This window comes from Janthinobacterium sp. 61 (assembly GCF_002846335.1).
Classification (GTDB): Bacteria; Pseudomonadota; Gammaproteobacteria; order Burkholderiales; family Burkholderiaceae_D; genus Janthinobacterium.
In genome coordinates, this window is the sequence record NZ_PJMQ01000001.1 from 5455664 (window position 1) to 5475506 (window position 19843).

Annotated in this window: 21 protein-coding genes; 14 read left to right on the forward strand and 7 right to left on the reverse strand. The window is 60.1% G+C overall.

Translation table 11 applies throughout. The features are described 5' to 3' along the window. The first annotated feature begins 75 nt into the window (after positions 1–75). Genes CLU92_RS24785 through arsH form a run of 3 tightly spaced genes read left to right on the forward strand, consistent with a single transcriptional unit; the run spans position 76 to position 1620 of the window. A complete protein-coding gene (locus CLU92_RS24785; RefSeq protein WP_243858437.1) occupies positions 76–450 on the forward strand; it encodes a helix-turn-helix transcriptional regulator in 375 nt (124 codons plus the stop codon). Further along, the gene (gene arsC / locus CLU92_RS24790; RefSeq protein WP_101484028.1) at positions 447–869 is read left to right on the forward strand and encodes an arsenate reductase (glutaredoxin); all 423 of its coding nucleotides are present in this window, start codon (positions 447–449) and stop codon (positions 867–869) included. Before CLU92_RS24785 ends, arsC begins: the two co-directional genes overlap by 4 nt. Positions 870–891: 22 nt before the next feature. Further along, complete coding sequence (gene arsH, locus CLU92_RS24795) at positions 892–1620, forward strand: arsenical resistance protein ArsH (RefSeq protein ID WP_101484879.1); 729 nt, start codon at positions 892–894, stop codon at positions 1618–1620. Between the two features lie 60 nt (positions 1621–1680). Here the strand turns inward: arsH and ispB are convergent, their stop codons facing one another. After that, positions 1681–2670, reverse strand: a complete 990-nt coding sequence (gene ispB / locus CLU92_RS24800; protein WP_101484029.1) for an octaprenyl diphosphate synthase — start codon at positions 2668–2670, stop codon at positions 1681–1683. A 304-nt stretch (positions 2671–2974) separates the two neighbouring features. On the opposite strand from ispB, the gene rplU reads away from it, so the two are divergent. The 5 genes from rplU to proB all read left to right on the forward strand — a co-directional run bounded on the left by rplU (position 2975) and on the right by proB (position 6391). Then, positions 2975–3286: a 50S ribosomal protein L21 gene (rplU, locus tag CLU92_RS24805; protein ID WP_038500602.1), complete on the forward strand. Its 312-nt coding sequence runs from the start codon at positions 2975–2977 to the stop codon at positions 3284–3286. 40 nt (positions 3287–3326) lie between these two features. After that, positions 3327–3599: a 50S ribosomal protein L27 gene (gene rpmA, locus CLU92_RS24810; protein ID WP_010395157.1), complete on the forward strand. Its 273-nt coding sequence runs from the start codon at positions 3327–3329 to the stop codon at positions 3597–3599. A gap of 113 nt (positions 3600–3712) precedes the next feature. Then, positions 3713–4822, forward strand: a complete 1110-nt coding sequence (obgE, locus tag CLU92_RS24815) for a GTPase ObgE (protein ID WP_101484030.1) — start codon at positions 3713–3715, stop codon at positions 4820–4822. A 12-nt stretch (positions 4823–4834) separates the two neighbouring features. Further along, positions 4835–5245, forward strand: coding sequence for a hypothetical protein (locus CLU92_RS24820; RefSeq protein ID WP_101484031.1), 411 nt, complete (start codon positions 4835–4837; stop codon positions 5243–5245). A 27-nt stretch (positions 5246–5272) separates the two neighbouring features. Continuing rightward, positions 5273–6391 (forward strand): glutamate 5-kinase, encoded by a 1119-nt coding sequence (gene proB / locus CLU92_RS24825; protein ID WP_101484032.1) that lies wholly within the window; start codon positions 5273–5275, stop codon positions 6389–6391. A 130-nt stretch (positions 6392–6521) separates the two neighbouring features. Here proB and nth read toward each other — a convergent pair whose 3' ends face one another. Beyond that, positions 6522–7169 carry an endonuclease III gene (gene nth / locus CLU92_RS24830; protein WP_101484033.1) on the reverse strand — a complete coding sequence of 216 codons (648 nt, stop codon included), beginning with the start codon at positions 7167–7169 and terminating at the stop codon, positions 6522–6524. Continuing rightward, the gene (gene rsxB, locus CLU92_RS24835; RefSeq protein ID WP_101484034.1) at positions 7166–7900 is read right to left on the reverse strand and encodes an electron transport complex subunit RsxB; all 735 of its coding nucleotides are present in this window, start codon (positions 7898–7900) and stop codon (positions 7166–7168) included. The genes nth and rsxB overlap by 4 nt, the downstream gene beginning before the upstream one ends. Positions 7901–8263: 363 nt before the next feature. Between rsxB and CLU92_RS24840 the strand changes: the two genes are divergently transcribed. The 3 genes from CLU92_RS24840 (at position 8264) to CLU92_RS24850 (ending at position 12429) form a co-directional block, all read left to right on the forward strand. Then, positions 8264–9004, forward strand: coding sequence for an ABC transporter substrate-binding protein (locus CLU92_RS24840; protein ID WP_101484035.1), 741 nt, complete (start codon positions 8264–8266; stop codon positions 9002–9004). Between the two features lie 126 nt (positions 9005–9130). Beyond that, the gene (locus CLU92_RS24845) at positions 9131–11695 is read left to right on the forward strand and encodes a TonB-dependent siderophore receptor (RefSeq protein WP_101484036.1); all 2565 of its coding nucleotides are present in this window, start codon (positions 9131–9133) and stop codon (positions 11693–11695) included. Positions 11696–11739: 44 nt separating this feature from the next. Further along, positions 11740–12429, forward strand: a complete 690-nt coding sequence (locus tag CLU92_RS24850) for a DOPA 4,5-dioxygenase family protein (protein ID WP_101484037.1) — start codon at positions 11740–11742, stop codon at positions 12427–12429. Between the two features lie 66 nt (positions 12430–12495). Here CLU92_RS24850 and CLU92_RS24855 read toward each other — a convergent pair whose 3' ends face one another. The 4 genes from CLU92_RS24855 to CLU92_RS24870 form a co-directional block, all read right to left on the reverse strand. Beyond that, entirely contained in the window at positions 12496–13716 is a 1221-nt protein-coding gene (locus tag CLU92_RS24855; protein ID WP_101484038.1) for a polyhydroxyalkanoate depolymerase, read from the reverse strand. A gap of 275 nt (positions 13717–13991) precedes the next feature. Beyond that, a complete protein-coding gene (fdxA, locus tag CLU92_RS24860; RefSeq protein ID WP_010395176.1) occupies positions 13992–14315 on the reverse strand; it encodes a ferredoxin FdxA in 324 nt (107 codons plus the stop codon). A gap of 332 nt (positions 14316–14647) precedes the next feature. Next, on the reverse strand, positions 14648–14935 hold the full coding sequence (locus CLU92_RS24865) for a protealysin inhibitor emfourin (RefSeq protein WP_101484039.1): 288 nt from the start codon (positions 14933–14935) through the stop codon (positions 14648–14650). A gap of 94 nt (positions 14936–15029) precedes the next feature. Continuing rightward, complete coding sequence (locus CLU92_RS24870) at positions 15030–16427, reverse strand: hypothetical protein (RefSeq protein WP_101484040.1); 1398 nt, start codon at positions 16425–16427, stop codon at positions 15030–15032. A gap of 198 nt (positions 16428–16625) precedes the next feature. Between CLU92_RS24870 and CLU92_RS24875 the strand changes: the two genes are divergently transcribed. The 3 genes from CLU92_RS24875 (at position 16626) to proW (ending at position 19832) form a co-directional block, all read left to right on the forward strand. Beyond that, positions 16626–16910: a polyhydroxyalkanoic acid system family protein gene (locus CLU92_RS24875; protein ID WP_101484041.1), complete on the forward strand. Its 285-nt coding sequence runs from the start codon at positions 16626–16628 to the stop codon at positions 16908–16910. Positions 16911–17490: 580 nt separating this feature from the next. Then, positions 17491–18726, forward strand: coding sequence for a glycine betaine/L-proline ABC transporter ATP-binding protein ProV (gene proV / locus CLU92_RS24880; RefSeq protein ID WP_101484880.1), 1236 nt, complete (start codon positions 17491–17493; stop codon positions 18724–18726). Further along, positions 18723–19832, forward strand: coding sequence for a glycine betaine/L-proline ABC transporter permease ProW (proW, locus tag CLU92_RS24885; RefSeq protein ID WP_101484042.1), 1110 nt, complete (start codon positions 18723–18725; stop codon positions 19830–19832). Before proV ends, proW begins: the two co-directional genes overlap by 4 nt. Positions 19833–19843: the final 11 nt, after the last annotated feature.

Consider the following 19843-nt stretch of genomic DNA (forward strand, 5'->3'; position numbering starts at 1 on the left):
TGCGCTGGGTTACGTAAGGTACATAGCTAAGGCGTGTTGCTTGAAATGATTCCATAATTCGATTATTATTGAATTATGGAAAATGAAAAGACAATAGCTGACCGGCCGATACCGCTGACGAGTGCTTCCGCCATCGTGGCCCTGGCGGCGCTGGCGCAGGAATCGCGGCTGGCCGTGTTCCGCCTGCTGGTACAGACGGGGCCGGAAGGCATGGCTGCCACAAAAATCGCCGAAGCGCTGGCCATCGCGCCATCGTCACTGTCGTTTCACTTGAAGGAATTGGCGCACGCCGATCTGGTGACGGCGAGCAAGGCGGGCCGCTCCATCATCTACGCCGCCAACTATGCGGGCATGAACGGCTTGCTGGCCTTTTTGACCGAGAACTGCTGTGCCGGCAGCCCTTGCTGCCTGCCGGACAGCGGCAATGTACCCAACGAAAGCACACCATGACCATCACGATCTATCACAATACGGCTTGCGGCACCTCGCGCAACACCCTGGCCCTGATCCGCAACACGGGCGTCGAACCCGTCATCATCGATTACGTCAAGAACCCTCCATCGCGCGAGGAGCTGGTTGACCTGATCAAGCGTGCGGGTCTGTCCGTGCGCGCGGTGATGCGCGACAAGGGCGCCCTGTACGACGAGCTGGGCCTGGCCAATCCGGAGCTGAGCGATGCGGCCCTGCTGGACGCCATGCAAGCCCACCCTATTTTGATCAACCGTCCCATCGTCGTCACGGAACTGGGCGTGCGTCTGTGCCGGCCATCGGAAAAAGTGCTGGACATCCTGCCGCTGCCGCAGCAAGGCGCCTTTGCCAAGGAAGATGGCCAGGCCGTGGTGGGCGCCGACGGCAAGCCGGTGGCCTGAGATGGACGATTTGCCCAATGAGCTGGCCAATGATTTGCCCAACATCAGCGCCGCGCACCTGGATCTGCCCAGCCTGGACAAATTGGCGCCGCTCAACGTTTCCACGCATGCGCCGCGCATGTTGCTGCTGTACGGTTCCTTGCGCGAGCGCTCGTACAGCAAGCTGCTGACGCTGGAAGCGGAGCGCATCCTGCGCCATTTCGGGGCCGAGACGCGCGTGTTCGACCCGCACGGCTTGCCCATGGTCGATAGCGTGTCGCCCGAGCACCCGAAGGTGCAGGAATTGCGCGCGCTGTCGCTATGGTCGGAAGGCCAAGTGTGGTGCAGCCCCGAACGCCATGGCGCCGTCACTGGCGTGTTCAAATCGCAGATTGACTGGTTGCCGCTGGAAACGGGCAGTGTGCGCCCTACACAGGGCCGTACCCTGGCCGTCATGCAAGTGTCGGGTGGTTCGCAATCGTTCAATGCCGTCAACGGCTTGCGCGTGCTGGGACGCTGGATGCGCATGGTGACTATCCCGAACCAGTCTTCGGTCGCCAAGGCGTATCAGGAATTCGACGATGACGGCCGCATGAAGCCGTCGCCGTATTACGAGCGCCTGGTCGACGTGATGGAGGAGCTCTATAAATTTACCTTGCTGGTGCGCGACCGCCGCGATTATCTGGGCAGCCGATACAGCGAACGGCTGGAAGCGGAGCCGGCCATCGTGCAGGAATTGGCGGGCGCGGCCATGGAGCATGAGCGCAAGTAGGGACGCCATAAAAAAACGGCGCCAGTGGCGCCGTTTTGTATTGCACGTCGTAAGACGCGATCAGTGATTGCGGTCCACGGCAAACGAACACAGTTGCAGCATGGATTGCTTGTAGGCGCTGTCCGGCCAGCCAGCGATGGCATTGGCGGCGCGCTGGCCGGCGATTTCCGCCTGCTGGCGCGTGTAGTCGAGGGCGCCGCTGCTGGTGATGGCGGCCAGGATGGCGTCGAAATGCTGTTCGTCACCCTGTTCGATGCAGCTGCGCACCAGTTCGCGTTGCTCTGGCGTACCGTTTTCCATCAGCCAGATCAGCGGCATGGTCGGCTTGCCTTCGCGCAAGTCGTCGCCCACGTTCTTGCCGATTTCGGCGGCGTCGCCTGCATAGTCGAGTACGTCGTCGATCAGCTGGAAAGCCGTGCCCAGCGAGCGGCCGTATTCTGCTGCCGCTTCGATATCGTCTTCGCTGGCGCCGGCGATCAGGGCGCCCAGTTGCGCCGACGCTTCGAACAGCTTGGCTGTCTTCGAGCGGATGACATTCAGGTAGCTCTCTTGCGTCACGTCCGGGTCGTGCATGTTCAGCAACTGCAGCACTTCGCCTTCCGCGATCACGTTGGTGGCGTCGGAGAGGATTTGCATGACGCGCATATTATTCAGCGACACCATCAGCTGGAACGAGCGCGAGTGCAGGAAGTCGCCCACCAGTACCGAGGCGGCATTGCCGAACAGGGCGTTGGCCGTCTGGCGTCCGCGGCGCATCGACGATTCATCGACGACGTCGTCGTGCAGCAGGGTGGCGGTATGGATGAATTCAACCACCGCCGCCAGTTCATGGTGCGCAGTGCCGCGATAGGCGTGGGCATTGGCCACCAGCAAAATCAGCACGGGACGGATGCGTTTGCCACCTGCACTGATGATGTATTCAGCGATCTGGTTGATCAGAATCACATCGGAGTGCAGTTTTTGGCGGATCACCGTATTGACTGCGTCCATATCGGCGGCAATCGTTTGCACGATGGTGTTTTGGTTAACGTGTTTGTTAGCGTCAGACAAGGCGAACCTGCATTAGATTGTGGGTGCGGCGATTATACGACATGGCTTGCGCGCGCGTGATGTTTGCCTATGACTGTGGAGCAATTGTTTGACCTTGTTGGCACTGGCGCACGCTTTTCCGTCCGCCTGGCGCAAGCCTGACATGGTGGTCAGGTTGTCGACATACCACGATCATCGGTCTTTGTGAATAGTTTTTGACGCAATTTCTCAGTCCGTGTATAATCGCTGGTTCCCCCTGTTGTGCATGGCTTGCTTTTCATGGCAGTGGGACAAATTCTTTCAACATTTGATGAGGTTTCAAATCATGTACGCGGTCATAAAAACCGGTGGCAAACAATACAAAGTTGTCGCTGGCGAAAAACTTAAAGTAGAACAGATACCGGCAGACATTGGTTCCGAAATCACCATCGATCAAGTTCTCGCAGTAGGCGCGGGCGACACCATTAAATTTGGTGCGCCATTGGTCGAAGGTGCAACGGTACTGGTTACGGTTGTGGCGCATGGTCGCCATGATAAGGTCAAAATTTTCAAGATGCGTCGTCGTAAGCATTACCAAAAGCATCAAGGCCATCGCCAGAATTTTACCGAAATCCAAATCGTTTCGATCAACGGCTAATCGCCGCTGTTTGAATTAATCAGCTATCAAGGAGTCTTAAATGGCACATAAAAAAGGCGGCGGCACAACGCGAAACGGCCGTGATTCAGAATCAAAACGTCTGGGCGTTAAAGTCTACGGCGGCCAAGCTATCAATGCTGGCGGCATCATCATTCGTCAACGCGGCACCCCAGTGCGCGCTGGCGAAGGCGTAGGCATGGGCAAAGACCACACCTTGTTCGCGTTGATCGCGGGCAAAGTGAAGTTCGTTGTCAAAGGTGCTGGCTCGAAGCAATTCGTGACCGTTGTACCTAACGCAGCAGTACCAGCGTAATTCATCGCGGAGCGCCAGTTCGCTCCGCTGTGATCGCATGATGTAAGGCGCAAGCCTTCAATCGAAAGGCTCTGCCCAAGGTAGAGCCTTTTTAGTTTTATGGCGGCAAAATTATGAAGTTTATCGACGAAGCAAAAATCGAAGTCATCGCGGGCGATGGCGGCAACGGCTGCGCCTCTTTCTGCCGTGAAAAATTCAGGCCTTTCGGCGGTCCCGATGGCGGCGATGGCGGCAAGGGCGGCACCATTTGGGCAGTCGCCGACCGCAATATCAACACGCTCGTCGATTTCCGCTTCTCCAAAATGCACAAGGCTCGTAATGGCGAGCCTGGCCGTGGCGCAGATTGCTATGGCAAGGGCGCGGATGACATCCACCTGCGCATGCCTGTCGGCACCTTGATCATCGACAACGCGAGCGGCGAAATTCTGGCCGATTTGACCGAACACGGCCAGATCGAAATGCTGGCCAAGGGCGGCGAGGGCGGCTGGGGTAATATCCACTTCAAGTCCTCGACCAACCGCGCGCCACGCCAAAAAGGCGAGGGCAAGGAAGGCGAACGCCGCGAACTGCGCCTGGAACTGAAAGTACTGGCCGATGTGGGCCTGCTGGGCATGCCGAACGCCGGCAAGTCGACGTTTATTTCGGCCGTCTCTAACGCGCGCCCGAAAATTGCCGATTACCCATTTACCACCCTGCACCCGAACTTGGGTGTAGTGCGCGTGTCGCACGAGAAGAGCTTTGTGATCGCCGACATTCCCGGCTTGATCGAAGGCGCTTCCGAAGGCGCGGGCCTGGGCCATCAATTCCTGCGTCACTTGCAGCGCACGGGTCTGCTGTTGCACATCGTCGACCTGGCGCCGTTTGAAACCAACGTCGATCCTGTCAAGGAAGCCAAGGCGCTGGTCAAGGAACTGAAGAAATACGACGAGTCGCTGGTCGACAAGCCGCGCTGGCTGGTGTTGAACAAGCTCGACATGGTGCCGGAAGAAGACCGCAAGAAGCTGGTGAAGGACTTCCTCAAGCGTTTCGCCTGGAAAGGTCCCGTCTTCGAGATTTCCGCGCTGAACCATCAGGGTTGCCCGGAACTGGTGAATGCGATTTATCAACATCTGGAAGCGAAGAAACACAGCGAAAGCCGTGCCGAAGAAACGCAGATGACCGAAGAAGCACGCGGTATCTCGTCGATCGACCCGGATGATCCGCGTTTCAAGATCATCGACTAAGGCTGTATCCTGATGTCAGTACAGGCGGTCGCTGTCGCGTCCTCGCGCAAGCAAGCGTGGCAGCGCCGTGTATTGCATCTGATCGCGTATGCTTACGGGCTGAGCGCGGTCGCCTGCCTGCTGTTCGCCGATGAAATGGCGGCCGGCATGGGCATCTTCCTCAATGGCGTCAATGGCTACAGCCAGTTCTACGCCTCCCATGTCGGTGTCTGGGGCGCTACCGCGCTCCTGGCGCTGTTCGCAGCACGGCAGGGCGAACCGCCCATCCTCGGCGATATCACTGCAATGTTGGTCCTGGCGCAGCCCGCTGGCCGTTTGTACGCGGCCATCAGCTTCGGCTTGCCCCAGGGTTTTGTGTTGTTCATGTGCGCAATCGAGCTGCTGGCGGGGTTGGCCTTGCTGTGGCTGCGTCTTGCGCGCTGACGTCTATTAAGTGAAGAGCGCCGCCCCATGGATTCCGTGATTCAAAAAGCTACCCGCATTATCATCAAAGTCGGCTCTTCGCTGGTCACCAACGATGGCCGCGGACTCGATCATGTCGCCATTGCCCGCTGGGCTGCGCAGATTTCCGGCTTGCGCGCGATGGGCAAGGAAGTCGTGCTGGTCAGCTCCGGCGCCATCGCCGAAGGCATGTTACGCCTCGGTTTCGAGCAGCGCCCCACCGATATCCACGAATTGCAGGCGTGCGCCGCCGTCGGCCAGATGGGCCTGGCGCAAATCTATGAGAGCAGCTTCCGCGCCCACAGCCTCGGCACGGCGCAGGTGCTGCTGACCCACGCCGACCTGGCCGACCGCGAGCGCTATCTGAACGCCCGCTCCACCCTGACGACCCTGCTGCGCCTGGGCGTGGTGCCGATCATCAATGAAAACGACACTGTCGTCACCGATGAAATCAAGTTCGGCGACAACGATACCTTGGGCGCCCTGGTGGCCAACCTGATCGAGGCCGATGCCCTGGTCATCCTGACGGACCAGCACGGTCTGTTTTCGGCTGACCCGCGCAAGGACCCGAACGCTTACCTGATCACGCAGGGCATCGCCGGCGATCCGGCTCTGGAAGCGATGGCTGGCGGCGCCGGCAGCAGCCTGGGTCGTGGCGGCATGCTGACGAAAATCCTCGCTGCCAAGCGCGCCGCCAAGTCGGGTGCCCACACCATCATCGCCTGGGGCCGCGATAGCAACGTACTCAGCCGTCTAGCCCATGGCGAAGCGATCGGTACGGAGTTGCTGGCACAAACGGGGCAATTGACAGCGCGTAAGCAGTGGATGGCCGACCATCTGCATACGGCTGGTGCCGTCGTGCTGGACGCGGGCGCCGTGCAAAAGCTGCGCCAGGAAGGCAAGTCCCTGCTGCCGATCGGCGTGACGGGCGTGAACGGCGAATTCGGCCGCGGCGCCGTGATCACCTGCGTCGATGCAGCCGGCGTGCCCGTGGCGCGCGGCCTGTCCAACTACACGAGCGGCGAAGCGCGCCGCATCATGCGCAAGCCCTCCACCGAGATCGAGTCCATACTCGGCTACATGGAAGGCCATGAGCTGATTCATCGTGACAATATGGTCTTGCTATAGGTCGGATTAGGCCCGAAGGGCCGTAATCCGACAACACCCCAGGCAGCAACAATGTGTCGGGTTACGCCCTGCGGGCTAACCCGACCCACGCAGCAACGACATCGGCCTACACTCGGGCCGTTTTTTTTACCTATACCACGGCAGGCATCGGTGACTTGCTCTTGTAATCGCACAGGTCTGCAATCATGCAGTTCCAGCATTGCGGTTTGCGCGCCGTGCACGTGTAGCGGCCGTGCAGGATGAGCCAGTGGTGGGCGTCGTGCAGAAATTCCTTGGGTATGAATTTCAGCAGTTTTTGCTCGACGATATCGACGTTCTTGCCTGGTGCGATGCCTGTGCGGTTCGAGACGCGGAAGATATGCGTGTCGACCGCCATGGTTGGTTCGCCAAATGCCGTGTTCATGACCACATTTGCCGTCTTGCGGCCCACGCCGGGCAAGGCTTCCAGCGAGGCGCGGTCGCGCGGCACTTCGCCGCCGTGCTGATCGAGCAAGATCTGGCAGGTGGCGATGACGTTCTTGGCCTTGGTGCGGAACAGGCCGATGGTGCGGATATAGCTGGCCAGTTCGTCGACGCCCAGCGCCAGTATCCTGGCTGGCGTATTGGCGACCGGATACAGCAAGCGTGTTGCCTTGTTGACGGACACGTCCGTCGCCTGCGCCGACAGCAGCACGGCGATCAGCAGCTCGAACGGCGTTGTGTATTCGAGTTCCGTTTTCGGCGAAGGATTGGCAGCGCGGAAGCGCGTAAAGATTTCCAGGCGTTTGGCGGCGTTCATGCGTCTTTTTTCGGCGTGTTGGAGGCGGGCGGTTCGGTCTGGGCAGCGGCGCTGGCGGCGGCCTTGGCGCGCGCGCGCTCCATGGCGGCGGCGATGATGGCGCGCTTGCGCTCTTTTTCCGCTACTTCATCGGGCGTGACGGGCAATTCCTGCGTCACTTCCTGCATCTTGGCGACGGCCTTGGCGGCCAGGCGCGCGTCGTTGGCCTCGGCTTCGCGGCGCAGCCGCTGCGCGCGGAAATCGTGGCGCGTGCGGGCGTCGTCGGCGTCCATCTGGCTCCAGGCATCCCAGCCTGTGGCGTCGCCGCTGACGGGATACATCACGATGCAGTCGACGGGGCAGGGTGCCACGCACAGGTCGCAGCCCGTGCACAGGTCCGTGACGACCGTATGCATCTGCTTGGCGGCGCCGACGATGGCGTCCACGGGACAGGCCTGGATGCACAGGGTACAGCCGATACACAGCGATTCATCGATGTAAGCGACAGATCGCGGGCGTTCGAGGCCATTGACGGGATTGAGCGGAATGACTTTTTTGCCCAACAAGCCGGCCAGGCGTACGATGCCTTGTACGCCGCCCGGTGGGCACTGGTTGATGTCGGCGTTGCCGGCGGCAATCGCTTCCGCATACGGGCGGCAGCCGTTGTAGCCGCATTTGGTGCATTGCGTTTGCGGCAGCAAATCTTCGATCTGGTCGGCAAGTGAGGGAGAGGCGGGATGCGGCACGGTCATCTTCAATACGGTAAAACGTCATTATCGGCCATCTGGGCCGCATATAAGTAAAAACCTGTGTCGTGTAAGGGGATAGTGCGCCCCGGCTGGCTGTTGCAGGCGCGCCGCAATCGTATTTTATTTCCCTTGGGAATGTCAAAGTGCAAATAAACAACTTTGCAATTTCTTTTTTTTATGGGAGCATGATTTTTATCAAGGCAATGATAAAAAAAGCCGACCGCCAGACCTGTTGCCGCCCCCTACACTGTGAGGCGCACCAGGCCATAGGAGCAAAACATGCGTTTCCTCCGGACAGTTGGTTTGCCCTTCTGTTTGTTCATGCACTCTACGCTTGCCGTTGCGCACGGGCAGGCTAGCTCCCCCATGGCGGCGCCTGGCGCTGCCAGCTCGCGCATCGTTCGCTTCGCGGCGGAAGACTGGCCGCCCTTCATTTCCCATGGCCTGCCAGCCGATGGCATGTCGGGCGCCATGGTCAGCGCCGTCTTTGAGCGGCTTGGCTATACGGTCAGATATGAATATTTTCCCTGGAAGCGCGCCATGCAGTTTGGCCTTGCCAGTCCCCGATACGCCGGTTTCCTGGCCGTCTGGCGCACGCCCGAACGGGAAAAACTCTGTCACTTTTCTGTTCCTGTTGGTAACACGCAGGGCGTGCTGGCCTATCTGAAGGAGGATGGCGCGCCGGGTGCTACCCTGGCCGAGCTGGGCAAGCTGCGCATCGGCACCGTGGCCGGTTATTCGAATGGCGAGCAGTTCGATGGCATGGTGGCGCGCGGCGAGCTGAAGACGGAAGAGGGTTTGAACGACGCCACGAATCTGAAGAAACTGTTCATCAAGCGTTACCGCGTGATCGTCATCGAGCGCCACGTCCTGCAGCATTTGCTGATGGGACGCAACTTCAGCAAGGCCGAGCGCGAGCGTATCGCCATCATCGATACCGTGTTCAAGGAGCGCCCCGTGCATGTGTGCTTCAAGCGCGATGAGGAAGGTGGTGCACAGCAAAAACGCTTCAACGAGGCGGCGCGCGATATCGATACGGCCCGGCTGGAACGCGATTACTGGAAGCGGCTCGACCAGAGCCTGGCGAGCGCCCCAGCGACGCCCTGACACGGCGCGCCGCTGTTGTTAGTTGCCAAAACGAAATATCTAAATACGAAACCATTCGTTCTTGTTTGTTTATCCATCCTTTAGTCTGCAGCCACAGTGTTGACGACTTTGAAAGGATGTTTTCGTATGTTGGAACTGATAGCCAAGCAAGACCCCGCACCACGCCTGCGGCAACTGGCGCACGCCGTCTCGGTGGCCGTTCTGGCGCTGGCAGCGCCCGGCGCAAGCTATGCGCAGGCGGTGCCGGACGACGCTGGCGCGCTGGCTGGCGCCCCGCTCGACGCCGTCATCGTCACGGGCGCGCGTGGCACGGGGCGCACCGTGGCCAACAGCGCCGCGCCCATCGACGTGATCAGCGCGCAGCAGTTGCTGGCGACGGGAAAATTGAATCTGCTCGACGCGCTGGACACGGCCTTGCCGTCGTTTAACTTGCCGGCCCGCGTGCAGCCCGACCTGGGCAGCATCGTGCGCGCCGGCCAGCTGCGCAACCTCGACCCATCGCATACGCTGGTGTTGGTCAATGGCAAGCGCCGCCATACGACGGCCATCGTCAATGAGGATGGCTTTCCCGGTTCCGTCGCCACCGACCTGGCCTTGATACCCACGAGTGCCATTGCCAGCGTGGAAATCCTGCGCGACGGCGCCTCGGCCATCTACGGTTCCGACGCGATTGCCGGCGTCATCAACATCATCCTGAAATCCGATGACAAGGGCAGCTTCAGCGCGCAGCTCGGTTCCACCGACGATGGCGATGGCACGAACGGGTCCGTGCGCATCGATGGCGGCACGCGCCTGGGCGAGCATGGCTTTGCCCACTTCGGTGCCGAAGTCCAGCGCCAGGGCATCGCTGTGCGCAATTTCGGACTGAATCCCACTTATCTGTCGTATCCGGCCGTGCGCAACAGCGATGGCCAGCTGGTGAAATTGGGACCGAACAACAGCTTGCCGGCCGGCGCCTCGCCGAACCCGGCTGAAGCGAAACGCAACAGCAATCCGTGGCGCAATACGGGCGTGCCGCAGACCTCGACTGCGTCGCTCAGCGCCAACCTCGGCTATGACGTGTCGAGCGAGGTGCAACTGTACGGCTTCGGCACGTATGCCCACCGTAATGCCCGTTCGGCACAGAATTTCCGCCTGCCCAATACCATTTTCAATAACAACAAGGGCTTGCTGTCCGTGTATCCCGACGGATTCACACCCTATGAAACGACGAGCGAAAACGATGTTGCGCTGACGGGCGGTATCAAGGGCGAAACGGCGGGCTGGAGTTGGGATGTCAGCAGCACCTACGGCCGCGACGATATCGATGTGGGCGTGGAGCACTCGGCCAATTACTCGCTCAATTATCCCGGTGGCAAGACCGATTTTGACATCGGCAATCAGCGCTACAGCCGCTCGACCACCAACGCCGACGTGCGCCGTCCCGTGCCGCTGGGGCTGAGCGAGCCGGCGGACCTCAGCGTCGGCCTCGAGTATTCGCATGAAACGCAGCAACGCAGCCCGGGCGAGCCCGCTTCCTGGCAGGGCAGCGGCTCGTCGGCGCTGGCCGGCTACCTGCCTGTCGATGCGTCCGACACGGCGCGGCACAGCTATGCGGCGTATATCGGACTGGGGGCCAAGCTGACGCCGCAATTGCTGCTCGACACGGCCCTGCGTGCCGAAAAGTATTCGGATTTCGGCAGCAAGACCACGGGCCGCTTGTCCGCCCGTTATGACGTCACGCCCGCTGTCGCCGTGCGCGGCACCGTCAGCAACGGTTTCCACGCGCCCAGCCTGGTGACGCAATCGTATTCGAATACGTCCGATCATGCGGGCGTGCCGTACACCCTGGCGCAGCCGAATTCTGCCGCCGCGCGGGCCCTGGGCGCGCAGCCGTTGAAACCGGAAAAATCGACGAATCTGTCGGCTGGCCTGACTTTCAATCCTACGCCCACCCTGCGCTTTGCCGTTGATGCGTATCAAATCAAGGTCAGCGACCGCCTGGGCGTGTCGTCGAACATCGGCATCGACCGCAGCTCGGGCGTGGCGCTTGACGGCAGTGGCCGCCCGCTGACGGCGGCGCAAGCGAGTGTTATTGAAAACCTGCTGCGCTCGGCAGGCTTGACGGTGGGCAATGGTCTGGTGGCGCATTATTTTGCCAATGTGGGCGACACGCGCACGCGCGGCATCGATTTCACGGCGGAAGATGTCTTGCGCTTGGCCGATGGCAAGCTGCGCTGGACGGCGGCCGCAAATATCAACCACACGAGCCTGGTGGGCAAGGCCGACCTTCCCGCCGTACTGCAAGGCTTGCCGAACATCGGCACCCTGAGCAAATCGGCCGAGTACGACTTGCTGTACCGGGCACCGCGCGACAAGGAAATTCTCACCGTGGCGTATGAAAAAGCGGGCTGGGCCCTAAACGTGCGCGAGACGCGCTACGGCAAGCTCAAGCGCCTGAACGCCATCACGGGCGGTGATTATCAGCTGAAGGCTGCCTTCGTGACGGATGTCAGCGTCGGCTACGACATCAGCAAGCGTATCAACGTGACGGTGGGCGCCAACAATGTCTTCGACCAGAGGCCCAGCCAGGTACCGCGCGAAGCGCGCAGCGCGTCGAATCTGGCGCAGTACACGGGCGCATACGACAACTCGGGACCATTGGGCGTTCTCGGTGCGTATTACTACGCCCGCGCCAGCGTGGCTTTCTGATTTTCCACATCCCCCTACCTACCATCAAGAACAGGAAATCTTCTATGTCTGACAATAATCAACACGCGGCCATTGATCTGGAATGGGCCAATCTCCTCTCGCCGCAACGCCGCACGGTCTTGCGCGGCGGTGGCCTGGTGGCGGCGCTGGCCGCTTCGGGACTGGCTGGTTCGGCACTGGCGCAGGATGGCGCAGTCAAACGCGTAAAAGACGTTAAACCAGCGGCGCCCGGCAAGAGTCCGTGGGGCGAGCATACGGATACGGCACCCACGCCGCGTCCCGCCAGCGTGCGTCCCGGCGAGGAAACCTTGCCGTCAACACCGCGTGCCTATACGGATATCGAGAGTTATCACGCGCATATCTATTTTGATGAAGACAGCTATCAGAAGGCGGCGCTGATACGCAAGTGGGCGGCCGAGCGCTTCCAGATCGAATTGGGCGACTGGAACCTGGAGCCACGCGGCCCACACGTGACGCCCTCGTTTTACTTTGGCTTCACCAATGATCTATTGCCCGTGATTGTGCCGTGGCTGCAGTTGAACAGCCTGGGCCTGACGATATTGATCCACCCGAATACGGAAGATCCGCGCGCCGACCATTTGTATTACGCGCTGTGGGTGAACCGTTCGCAGCCCGTGAATGCCTATGCGATGAAGAAGCCGGGGCCGGGTGAGCCGAGAGTCGAGCAAATCTTCGTCAATACGCGCCCGACAGTGAAAATCGAGCGCGCATGAGCTGGGCATAAAAAAAACGGCACGCCAGGGTAGCCTGGCGTGCCGTTTTGCTTGAAACAAAGCCTATCAGCCGTGTTTCTGGATGAATTCACCGATTTTCGGGCAAATGATCTCGCGCCAGCGGCGGCCCGAGAAGATGCCGTAGTGGCCGCATTTCGGCGCCACGAAGTCTTGCTGCATCTCGGCAGGGATACCGGAACACAAGTCATGCGCCGCCTGCGTCTGGCCGGCGCCGGAAATATCGTCCAGTTCGCCTTCCACGGTGAACAGCGCCACATTCGTGATGTCTTGCGGACGCACCAGCTGGCCGCCCACTTTCCACGTGCCCATCGGCAGGCTGAATTCCTGGAAAACCGTTTTAATAGTTTCCAGGTAGTACTCGGCCGGCATGTCCAGCACGGCGTTGTACTCGTTGTAGAACTGGCGGTGGCCTTCCGCCGGTTCGTCGTCGCCCGTCACCAGGTGCATGTAGAACTCGCGGTGGCTTTGTGCATGGCGGCCCGGGTTCATGGCGATGAAACCGGCATGCTGCAGGAAGCCTGGATACACCTTGCGGCCAAAGCCGGGATAGTTCGGCGGCACCGCGTAGATCACGGTGTTTTCAAACCACGAGAATTTCTTTTCCGTCGCCAGGTTGTTTACCTGCGTAGGCGAGCGGCGCGGATCGATGGGGCCGCCCATCATGGTCATGGTTTTCGGCATGTGCGGATCTTTGGCCGTCGCCATCAGCGAGATGGCAGCCAGCACAGGCACGGTCGGTTGACAGACGGAAATCACATGCAGGTCCGGCGCCAGCAGACGGATGAACTCTTGCACATAATAAATGTAGTCGTCCAGGTGGAACGGGCCCTCCGTCAGCGGTACCATGCGCGCGTCCGTCCAGTCGGTGACGTAGACATCGTGCTCGGCCAGCAAGCCACGCACGGTATCGCGCAGCAGGGTCGAGTGGTGACCGGACAGGGGGGCAACCAGCAAAACTTTAGGCTGTTGCAAGCCAGTGGCTTCTTTTTTGAAGTGAATCAGGCGGCAAAACGGTTTTGTGACGACAACGTGTTCGCTGATGTCGACGCTCTCACCCTGGACGAGCACGGATTTGATGTCGAATTGCGGTTTTTCGTAGTCTTTGCCAAGGCGGTACATCAGCTCGTAGCCGGCTGCGATGCGTTGCGAAAACGGAGTGTGGGCCAGTGGGGAAACCGGGTTGGTAAATAACTTGGAGGACATGTCTGCCCATTGCATCACCGGAGTGAGGAAAGAGCGTTGCAGTTCGTGCAGTTGGTAAAGCATATAGAGTCCTTGTTTAATTCCAAGCGCCAATATCGGCTCAAATATCATAATCCAATTCTACGATATTTGTTGAGGACAAAATGTGCTTTACCACGCATAGGATCACAGTTTGCGCAATGATGTGACAGCGCGCCACACTTGCGTGGATAGACCTGCAACGATGTTTTAAAAGCAAAAAAAGCAGCGTTTCCGCTGCTTTTTGTACATTTATTTGCCGCTATGCCCCTGCGGGGAGGGCGATCCCAGCCGGAACGACCGCCGCAACTGCCGTGTGCTTAGCGCACCAGCATGTCGAGCTTGTCCTTGACGTCCTTGTATTGCTCGGCTTCCGGCAAGGCAGCCTTCGTCTTGGTGATCGAAGGCCAGTTGCGGGCCAGATCGACGTTGATCTTGATGAAGGCTTGCTGGTCGCCCGGCACGTCTTCTTCCGCGAAAATCGCGTTCACCGGGCACTCTGCCACGCAGACGGCGCAGTCAATACATTCGTCCGGATCGATTGCCAGGAAGTTCGGGCCTTCCCGGAAACAATCTACCGGGCAGACATCGACGCAGTCGGTGTAGCGACAGGCGATGCAGGATTCGGTGACAACGTGGGTCATAACAGTCCTATCAATTTGGGGGAGGTGCTGTAGCGCCTGCAGGAACTTCGGCGGCGCATACTAAAGCAAAGCATTGTATTTTAAGGCAATTCGCTATTTCTCACAAATCCCGCTTATATACAATACATATAAGCAAATTCATTTTTACGCGTTGCCGTTGCCGCGCAGAGAGCGCATTTCAGCGACTATCCGGGACGTTGCCATGAAGAACGCGGCAAGAAAGCGACAGTCGCCCGATACGGCAGGGTGCAGGGCGTGCGGCGTGCTGTCTTGCCGTGTGGTGTTTTTGTTTTGCTCAAATCAAAACCGACACAAAATACATGCCAGAAAAATCAGGCGCCGGCACGTATTTTCGTCAGCAACTGTTGCCAACGTGCGTTTTCAGCGCTGCCATCCTCGGTAAACGTGATGGTGCGGCGCGCGGTAGGCGCCTCGACGGTGATCTGCCAATGGGGGATATCGGCGCCCAGCTGTTCGCCCGTGCCCTGCGGGTGCGTGAAAAAGCCGCTGCTGGCCAGTGCCGCTTCCAGCCCGGGGCCGGCCGGATGGGCTTGCGTATCGATGTCGTACTGTTCACTCAGGCCGGCAAAGCCGCCGCTGCTGCGGGCTGAAATTTTCATGGTACTCCTTGCTATCGATGGTGGTAGGACGCGCTATGGCCTGCCGCTAGTCCGGCAGGCCTGAAGCGGGCGTGCTGGTGCGCTGCCGGGCTGTCTATCGGTGGCCGTAACTGCGGCACCAGGCGGCCAGCGCGTCGCGCTCCGCTTCGAGCAATTGATCCGACTCGCTGTATTGCGCATGGTTCATGGTACCGCAGCAGGCGCGCCTGTCTTGCACTGCGCCCACTTCGTCGACGATATCGGGGGCAAAGCTCGTCTGGCCATCTTCTGTCATGGCATAGGCCTTGAACACTTCGCGCACGGTAAAGCTGTTGCGGATGAAATCGAGGTAGGCGCCATTGCCGTCGGCCCCGGCGATTGTCAGCATGTGGCCAGCCACGTCGGCAAACGTGGCGGCCTGCTCGGGCGACGCCACCAGGGCGCGCAGGACCAGGCTGCGCAGGTAGTCGCCGCAGCGGTGCAGCACGGCCGCATCGTCTTCCAGCTGGGGCTGGCGTTCGTGGGCAAAGATGTCGGCCAGGATGTCGTAGATGGCGCCCGTAAACACTTGCGAGATGGCGTGCACTTCCGTGCCTGCTTCCGACAATTTGATGTCATTGTCGGCATTGCGCAAGCCGTTCGGCCGGCCCAGGGCCAGGCCGAACTGCTCCGCCAGGTCGGCGAGAAATGTCTTGTCGTGCAGATCGGACTTGGTTTGCGCGATCACGGCTTCGACCTGGTCCAGCTGCGACAGGGCCAGGAAGATGGCCGTCAGGTCGCCGAACGATTCGTGCAAGCCGCCCGTTTGCGGTGGATTGTTGCTGAGGAGCCAATTGGGCTTGAGGCCATCGAGCACGGCGTGCCCCGTTTCATGCGAGACGATGTCGAGCGAGCGGCAGGTGTAGACGCGCTCGGTGGCGCCGCTGGGGATGAAGTCGCCGAACTTGAGGGCCTTGTCGCTGCGGCTGTAATACGCATTCATGACATTGGGTAAACCGTGCGGAAATACGCGCAGGGGCGCCGTGTTGCTGGCGCTATTCCATTGCCAGGGCAGCGGCGGCGCCGTGTCGTTGCGGGCCAGCGCGCGCTGGTACATGGTGAGCGTCATGCGCACGATGGCAAACGTGTGTACGGCATCGAACTGGTCGGTGTTGGGCGAGACGATGAAGTCGCCAAAGGCATTCGGGCTGACCTGCGCGATGCCCGGTTCGCCAAACGTGATGCGCGCGTCGCGCGGGCCTTGCAGGATCAGACCTGGCAGGAAGGACTTGCGCGTGCCCAGGTCGCTGACGGACGGGTCTTGCTTCCAGATCAGCACGCGCGAACCGACGGGCACGGCGGCCAGGTTGCGGACCGTTGCCTCGCTCAGGCGGGGCGGGCCTGGCTGCAGGGTCAGTTGCGCATTCTTGCGGTGCTGGCGGTACGGCGCCGAGGGGGTAGGGACATAGCCGACGGGCAAGGACACGCATTTGCTCAGTACGGCGTCGGCCGGCACGATGACTTTCTGGTCCATGGTAGCTCTCCAAGACACGCGCAACTGGAACTGGAATAGTCGTCCCGCTTCGGCGCGTCCGGTTTGATCCCGCGCAAACGATGCGCGGGAAGGACGGGCTTTTTTAGCCGTCCGGCGCCAGCTGCCGCCATGCCCGCCGTATGGCGGCTGGTATGATGCTGGCCGTATTGCCCGTTTTTATAATAAAAGGATCGTTTGATGGCGGATATAAATATAGTTCAGCAACATAAGCTGACAGCAGCAAAGGCGCGCGAAGCGGCACAGCAAGTGGCCGACAAGCTGGCCCAGGAATATGACCTGGTGTGTGCCTGGGATGGCGATGTGCTGCGCTTCGAGCGCAGCGGCGTCGATGGCTCGCTGACCCTGGAAAAAGAGCAGGCGCAACTGCAAATCAAGCTGGGCTTCATGCTCAGCGCCTTTGCTTCCACCATCGAAGGCAAGATTGCCGAGAAGATGCGCAAGGTGTTTACCGAGTCAGTTTGATGGCGTTTCACCCGCTTGTCTGGCGCCAAATTTGGTGCTAGGGAGCGTCTCGCAGTGATGGGCGAAAAGACGATGAAAACACGTCTCTTTTCGCCTTTTTTACGTCTGACTGTACGTTAGCGAACATTGCTATCACATTTCTACTTGGAAAGCTATTGGACTTTAGTGCCTTTTTGCGTTATACTTGAGTCATATTTACAACAGCTACACCGCGTTTCACCTTCTGCTTCGCAGTACTCTCCGCTCGCTGAGTGGTGAATAATTCTTCGGGTTTTACACCCGCATCCAGTTAAAAGTAGCTTGGTCGATTTTTTCGGTCAAATACATTTGGTGCCATGTATTTGCATGGCGCTAGCGTTGTTAAAAGTCCTGAACCACAGCCTCTTTTAGCACGCACACGGCACCCCGGCATCGGCTTTGGCCATCCGCTGGTCACACGCGTGTCACCCCCTGTTTACTGTCGCTCCCGTGCGCTTTTGCGCCGTGGCGTAGCCGACGCAACAGGGTTTGCTGATTCCCGCCGCAAGCTAGCAGCTTGCTGGGTTTCATTCCATTCGTCAAATCGAGGGAGAACCACATCGTGGCAAAACAAATCATTATCGACCATGTGTTCAAAGTGTTCGGCGACAAGCCAGAAGAAGCACTTGAACTCGTCCGTCAGGGCGCCAGCAAGCAGGATATTCTGGCCAAGACCGACTGCACCATCGGCGTTTTCGACGCCACCTTTACCATTGAGGCAGGCGAGATCTTCGTCATCATGGGCCTGTCCGGTTCGGGCAAGTCGACCCTGGTGCGCATGCTGAATCGCCTGATCGAGCCGACCGCCGGCCGCATTTTGATCGACGGCAACGACATCAATACCTTGCCGGACGCCCAGTTGCGCGCCCTGCGCCGCAAGGACATCAGCATGGTGTTCCAGTCGTTCGCGCTGCTGCCGCAAATTACCGTGCTAGACAACACTGCCTTCGGCATGGAACTGGCCGGCATGCCCAAGGCCGAGCGCCATGCGCTGGCCCAGCAAGCGCTGGAGCAGGTGGGCCTGGACGGCTACGGCGCCAGCTATCCTGACGAATTGTCGGGCGGCATGCAGCAGCGCGTGGGCCTGGCCCGTGCGCTGGCCTGCGATCCATCGATTTTGCTGATGGATGAAGCGTTTTCCGCCCTTGATCCGATTATTCGTACGGAAATGCAATCGGAACTGCTGCGTTTGCAGCAAATCAAGCGCCGCACCATCGTCTTCATTTCGCATGACCTCGACGAAGCCATGCGCATCGGCGACCGCGTTGCCATCATGAAGGACGGTCACGTGGTGCAAGTGGGCACGCCGGAAGAAATCCTGCGCAAACCGGCCAACGATTATGTGCGTAACTTCGTGCGCGGCGTCGATGCGGCGGCCGTCTTCAAGGCCAGCGATATCGCCCGCAAGAGCCAGATCGTGGTGTCGGAGTCGCCGAGCCGCGGCTCGCGCGCCGCGCTGTCGATGCTGGAAGAGCAGGATCGCGCCTTTGCGTATGTCGTCAATCCGCAGCGCAAGTTCCTCGGCGTCGTTTCGGCCGATTCCTTGCGCAGTGCGCTCGACGGCCATGTCGGCCCGCTGGGTCTGGCGCATGCCTATCTGCCCGACGTGCAGACCATCAATGCAGATGAGCCAGTCGCCGGCCTCTTTGGCCAGGTGGCGCAACTGCCTTACGCCGTCCCTGTGGTGGCCAATGACGGCAGCTTCCGCGGCGCCATCAGCAAGACAACTCTGCTGAAGTTCCTCGACCGCGATACGCCAGCCATTGCCGAGCCACAACAACAGAAAGGACAAGCATGAACCCAAGCACCGTTTCCACAGTAGAACCTGTTGTTGAACAGGCCGCCCACATCAATCCCTGGGCGCTGACGCCGCCCACCGACGCCAGCACCGCGTGGCTCGATGCCGCCGCGCCTGCCGTGCAGCCGGAACAGGCGAGCGGCTTTCACCTGACGCAGATTTTCGACGGCTCGCTGCCGCTGGAAAGCTGGATCAACCAGGGCCTGGGCTGGGTCGTGGCGCATTTCCGCCCCTTTTTCCAGGCCGTGCGTGCGCCGATCGACAGCGTGTTGTCCGGCGTGGAAGGCGTGCTGCTGGCCGCTCCGTCGCTGACGGTGATCGCCATCATCGGTTTGCTGGCATGGCAATTTACCAGCCGCACCCTGGCCATCGGCACCGTGCTGGCATTGCTGCTCGTCTCGATGCTGGGCATCTGGCCGGAAGCCATGACCACCCTGTCGCTGGTACTCACGTCGTTGGCGTTCTGTCTGGCCATCGGTTTGCCGTTGGGCATTTTCCTCGCCAGCAGCGACCGCGCGCAGAATATCCTGCGCCCCCTGCTCGACGCCATGCAGACGACGCCCGCCTTTGTTTATCTGGTGCCGGTGGTGATGCTGTTTGGTATCGGCAATGCGCCAGGCGTGATCGTGACGATCATCTTTGCCTTGCCGCCGCTGGTGCGCCTGACCAACCTGGGTATCCGCCAGGTGCGTCCTGACCTGATCGAAGCGGCCCGCGCGTATGGCGCCTCGCCGTGGCAGTTGCTGACCCGCGTGCAGTTTCCGCTGGCCATGCCGTCCATCATGGCCGGTATCAATCAGTCGCTGATGCTGTCGCTGTCGATGGTCGTGATCGCCTCGATGATCGCCGTCGGTGGTCTGGGTCAGATGGTACTGCGCGGTATTGGGCGCCTGGACATGGGTCTGGCAACCGTGGGTGGTCTGGGCATCGTGCTGCTGGCCATCACCCTGGACCGTTTGACGCAAGCGATGGGCCAGCCGCGCCGTGGCGTGCGCCACTGGTATCAGACGGGGCCTGCCGGTTTCGTGCTGCGCCTGGTGCGCGGCAACGCTGCCAAGGCTGAAGCGAATGCCGCACAGCAAGCCACGCTTGCCAACGCACAATAAGAAAGAGAAAG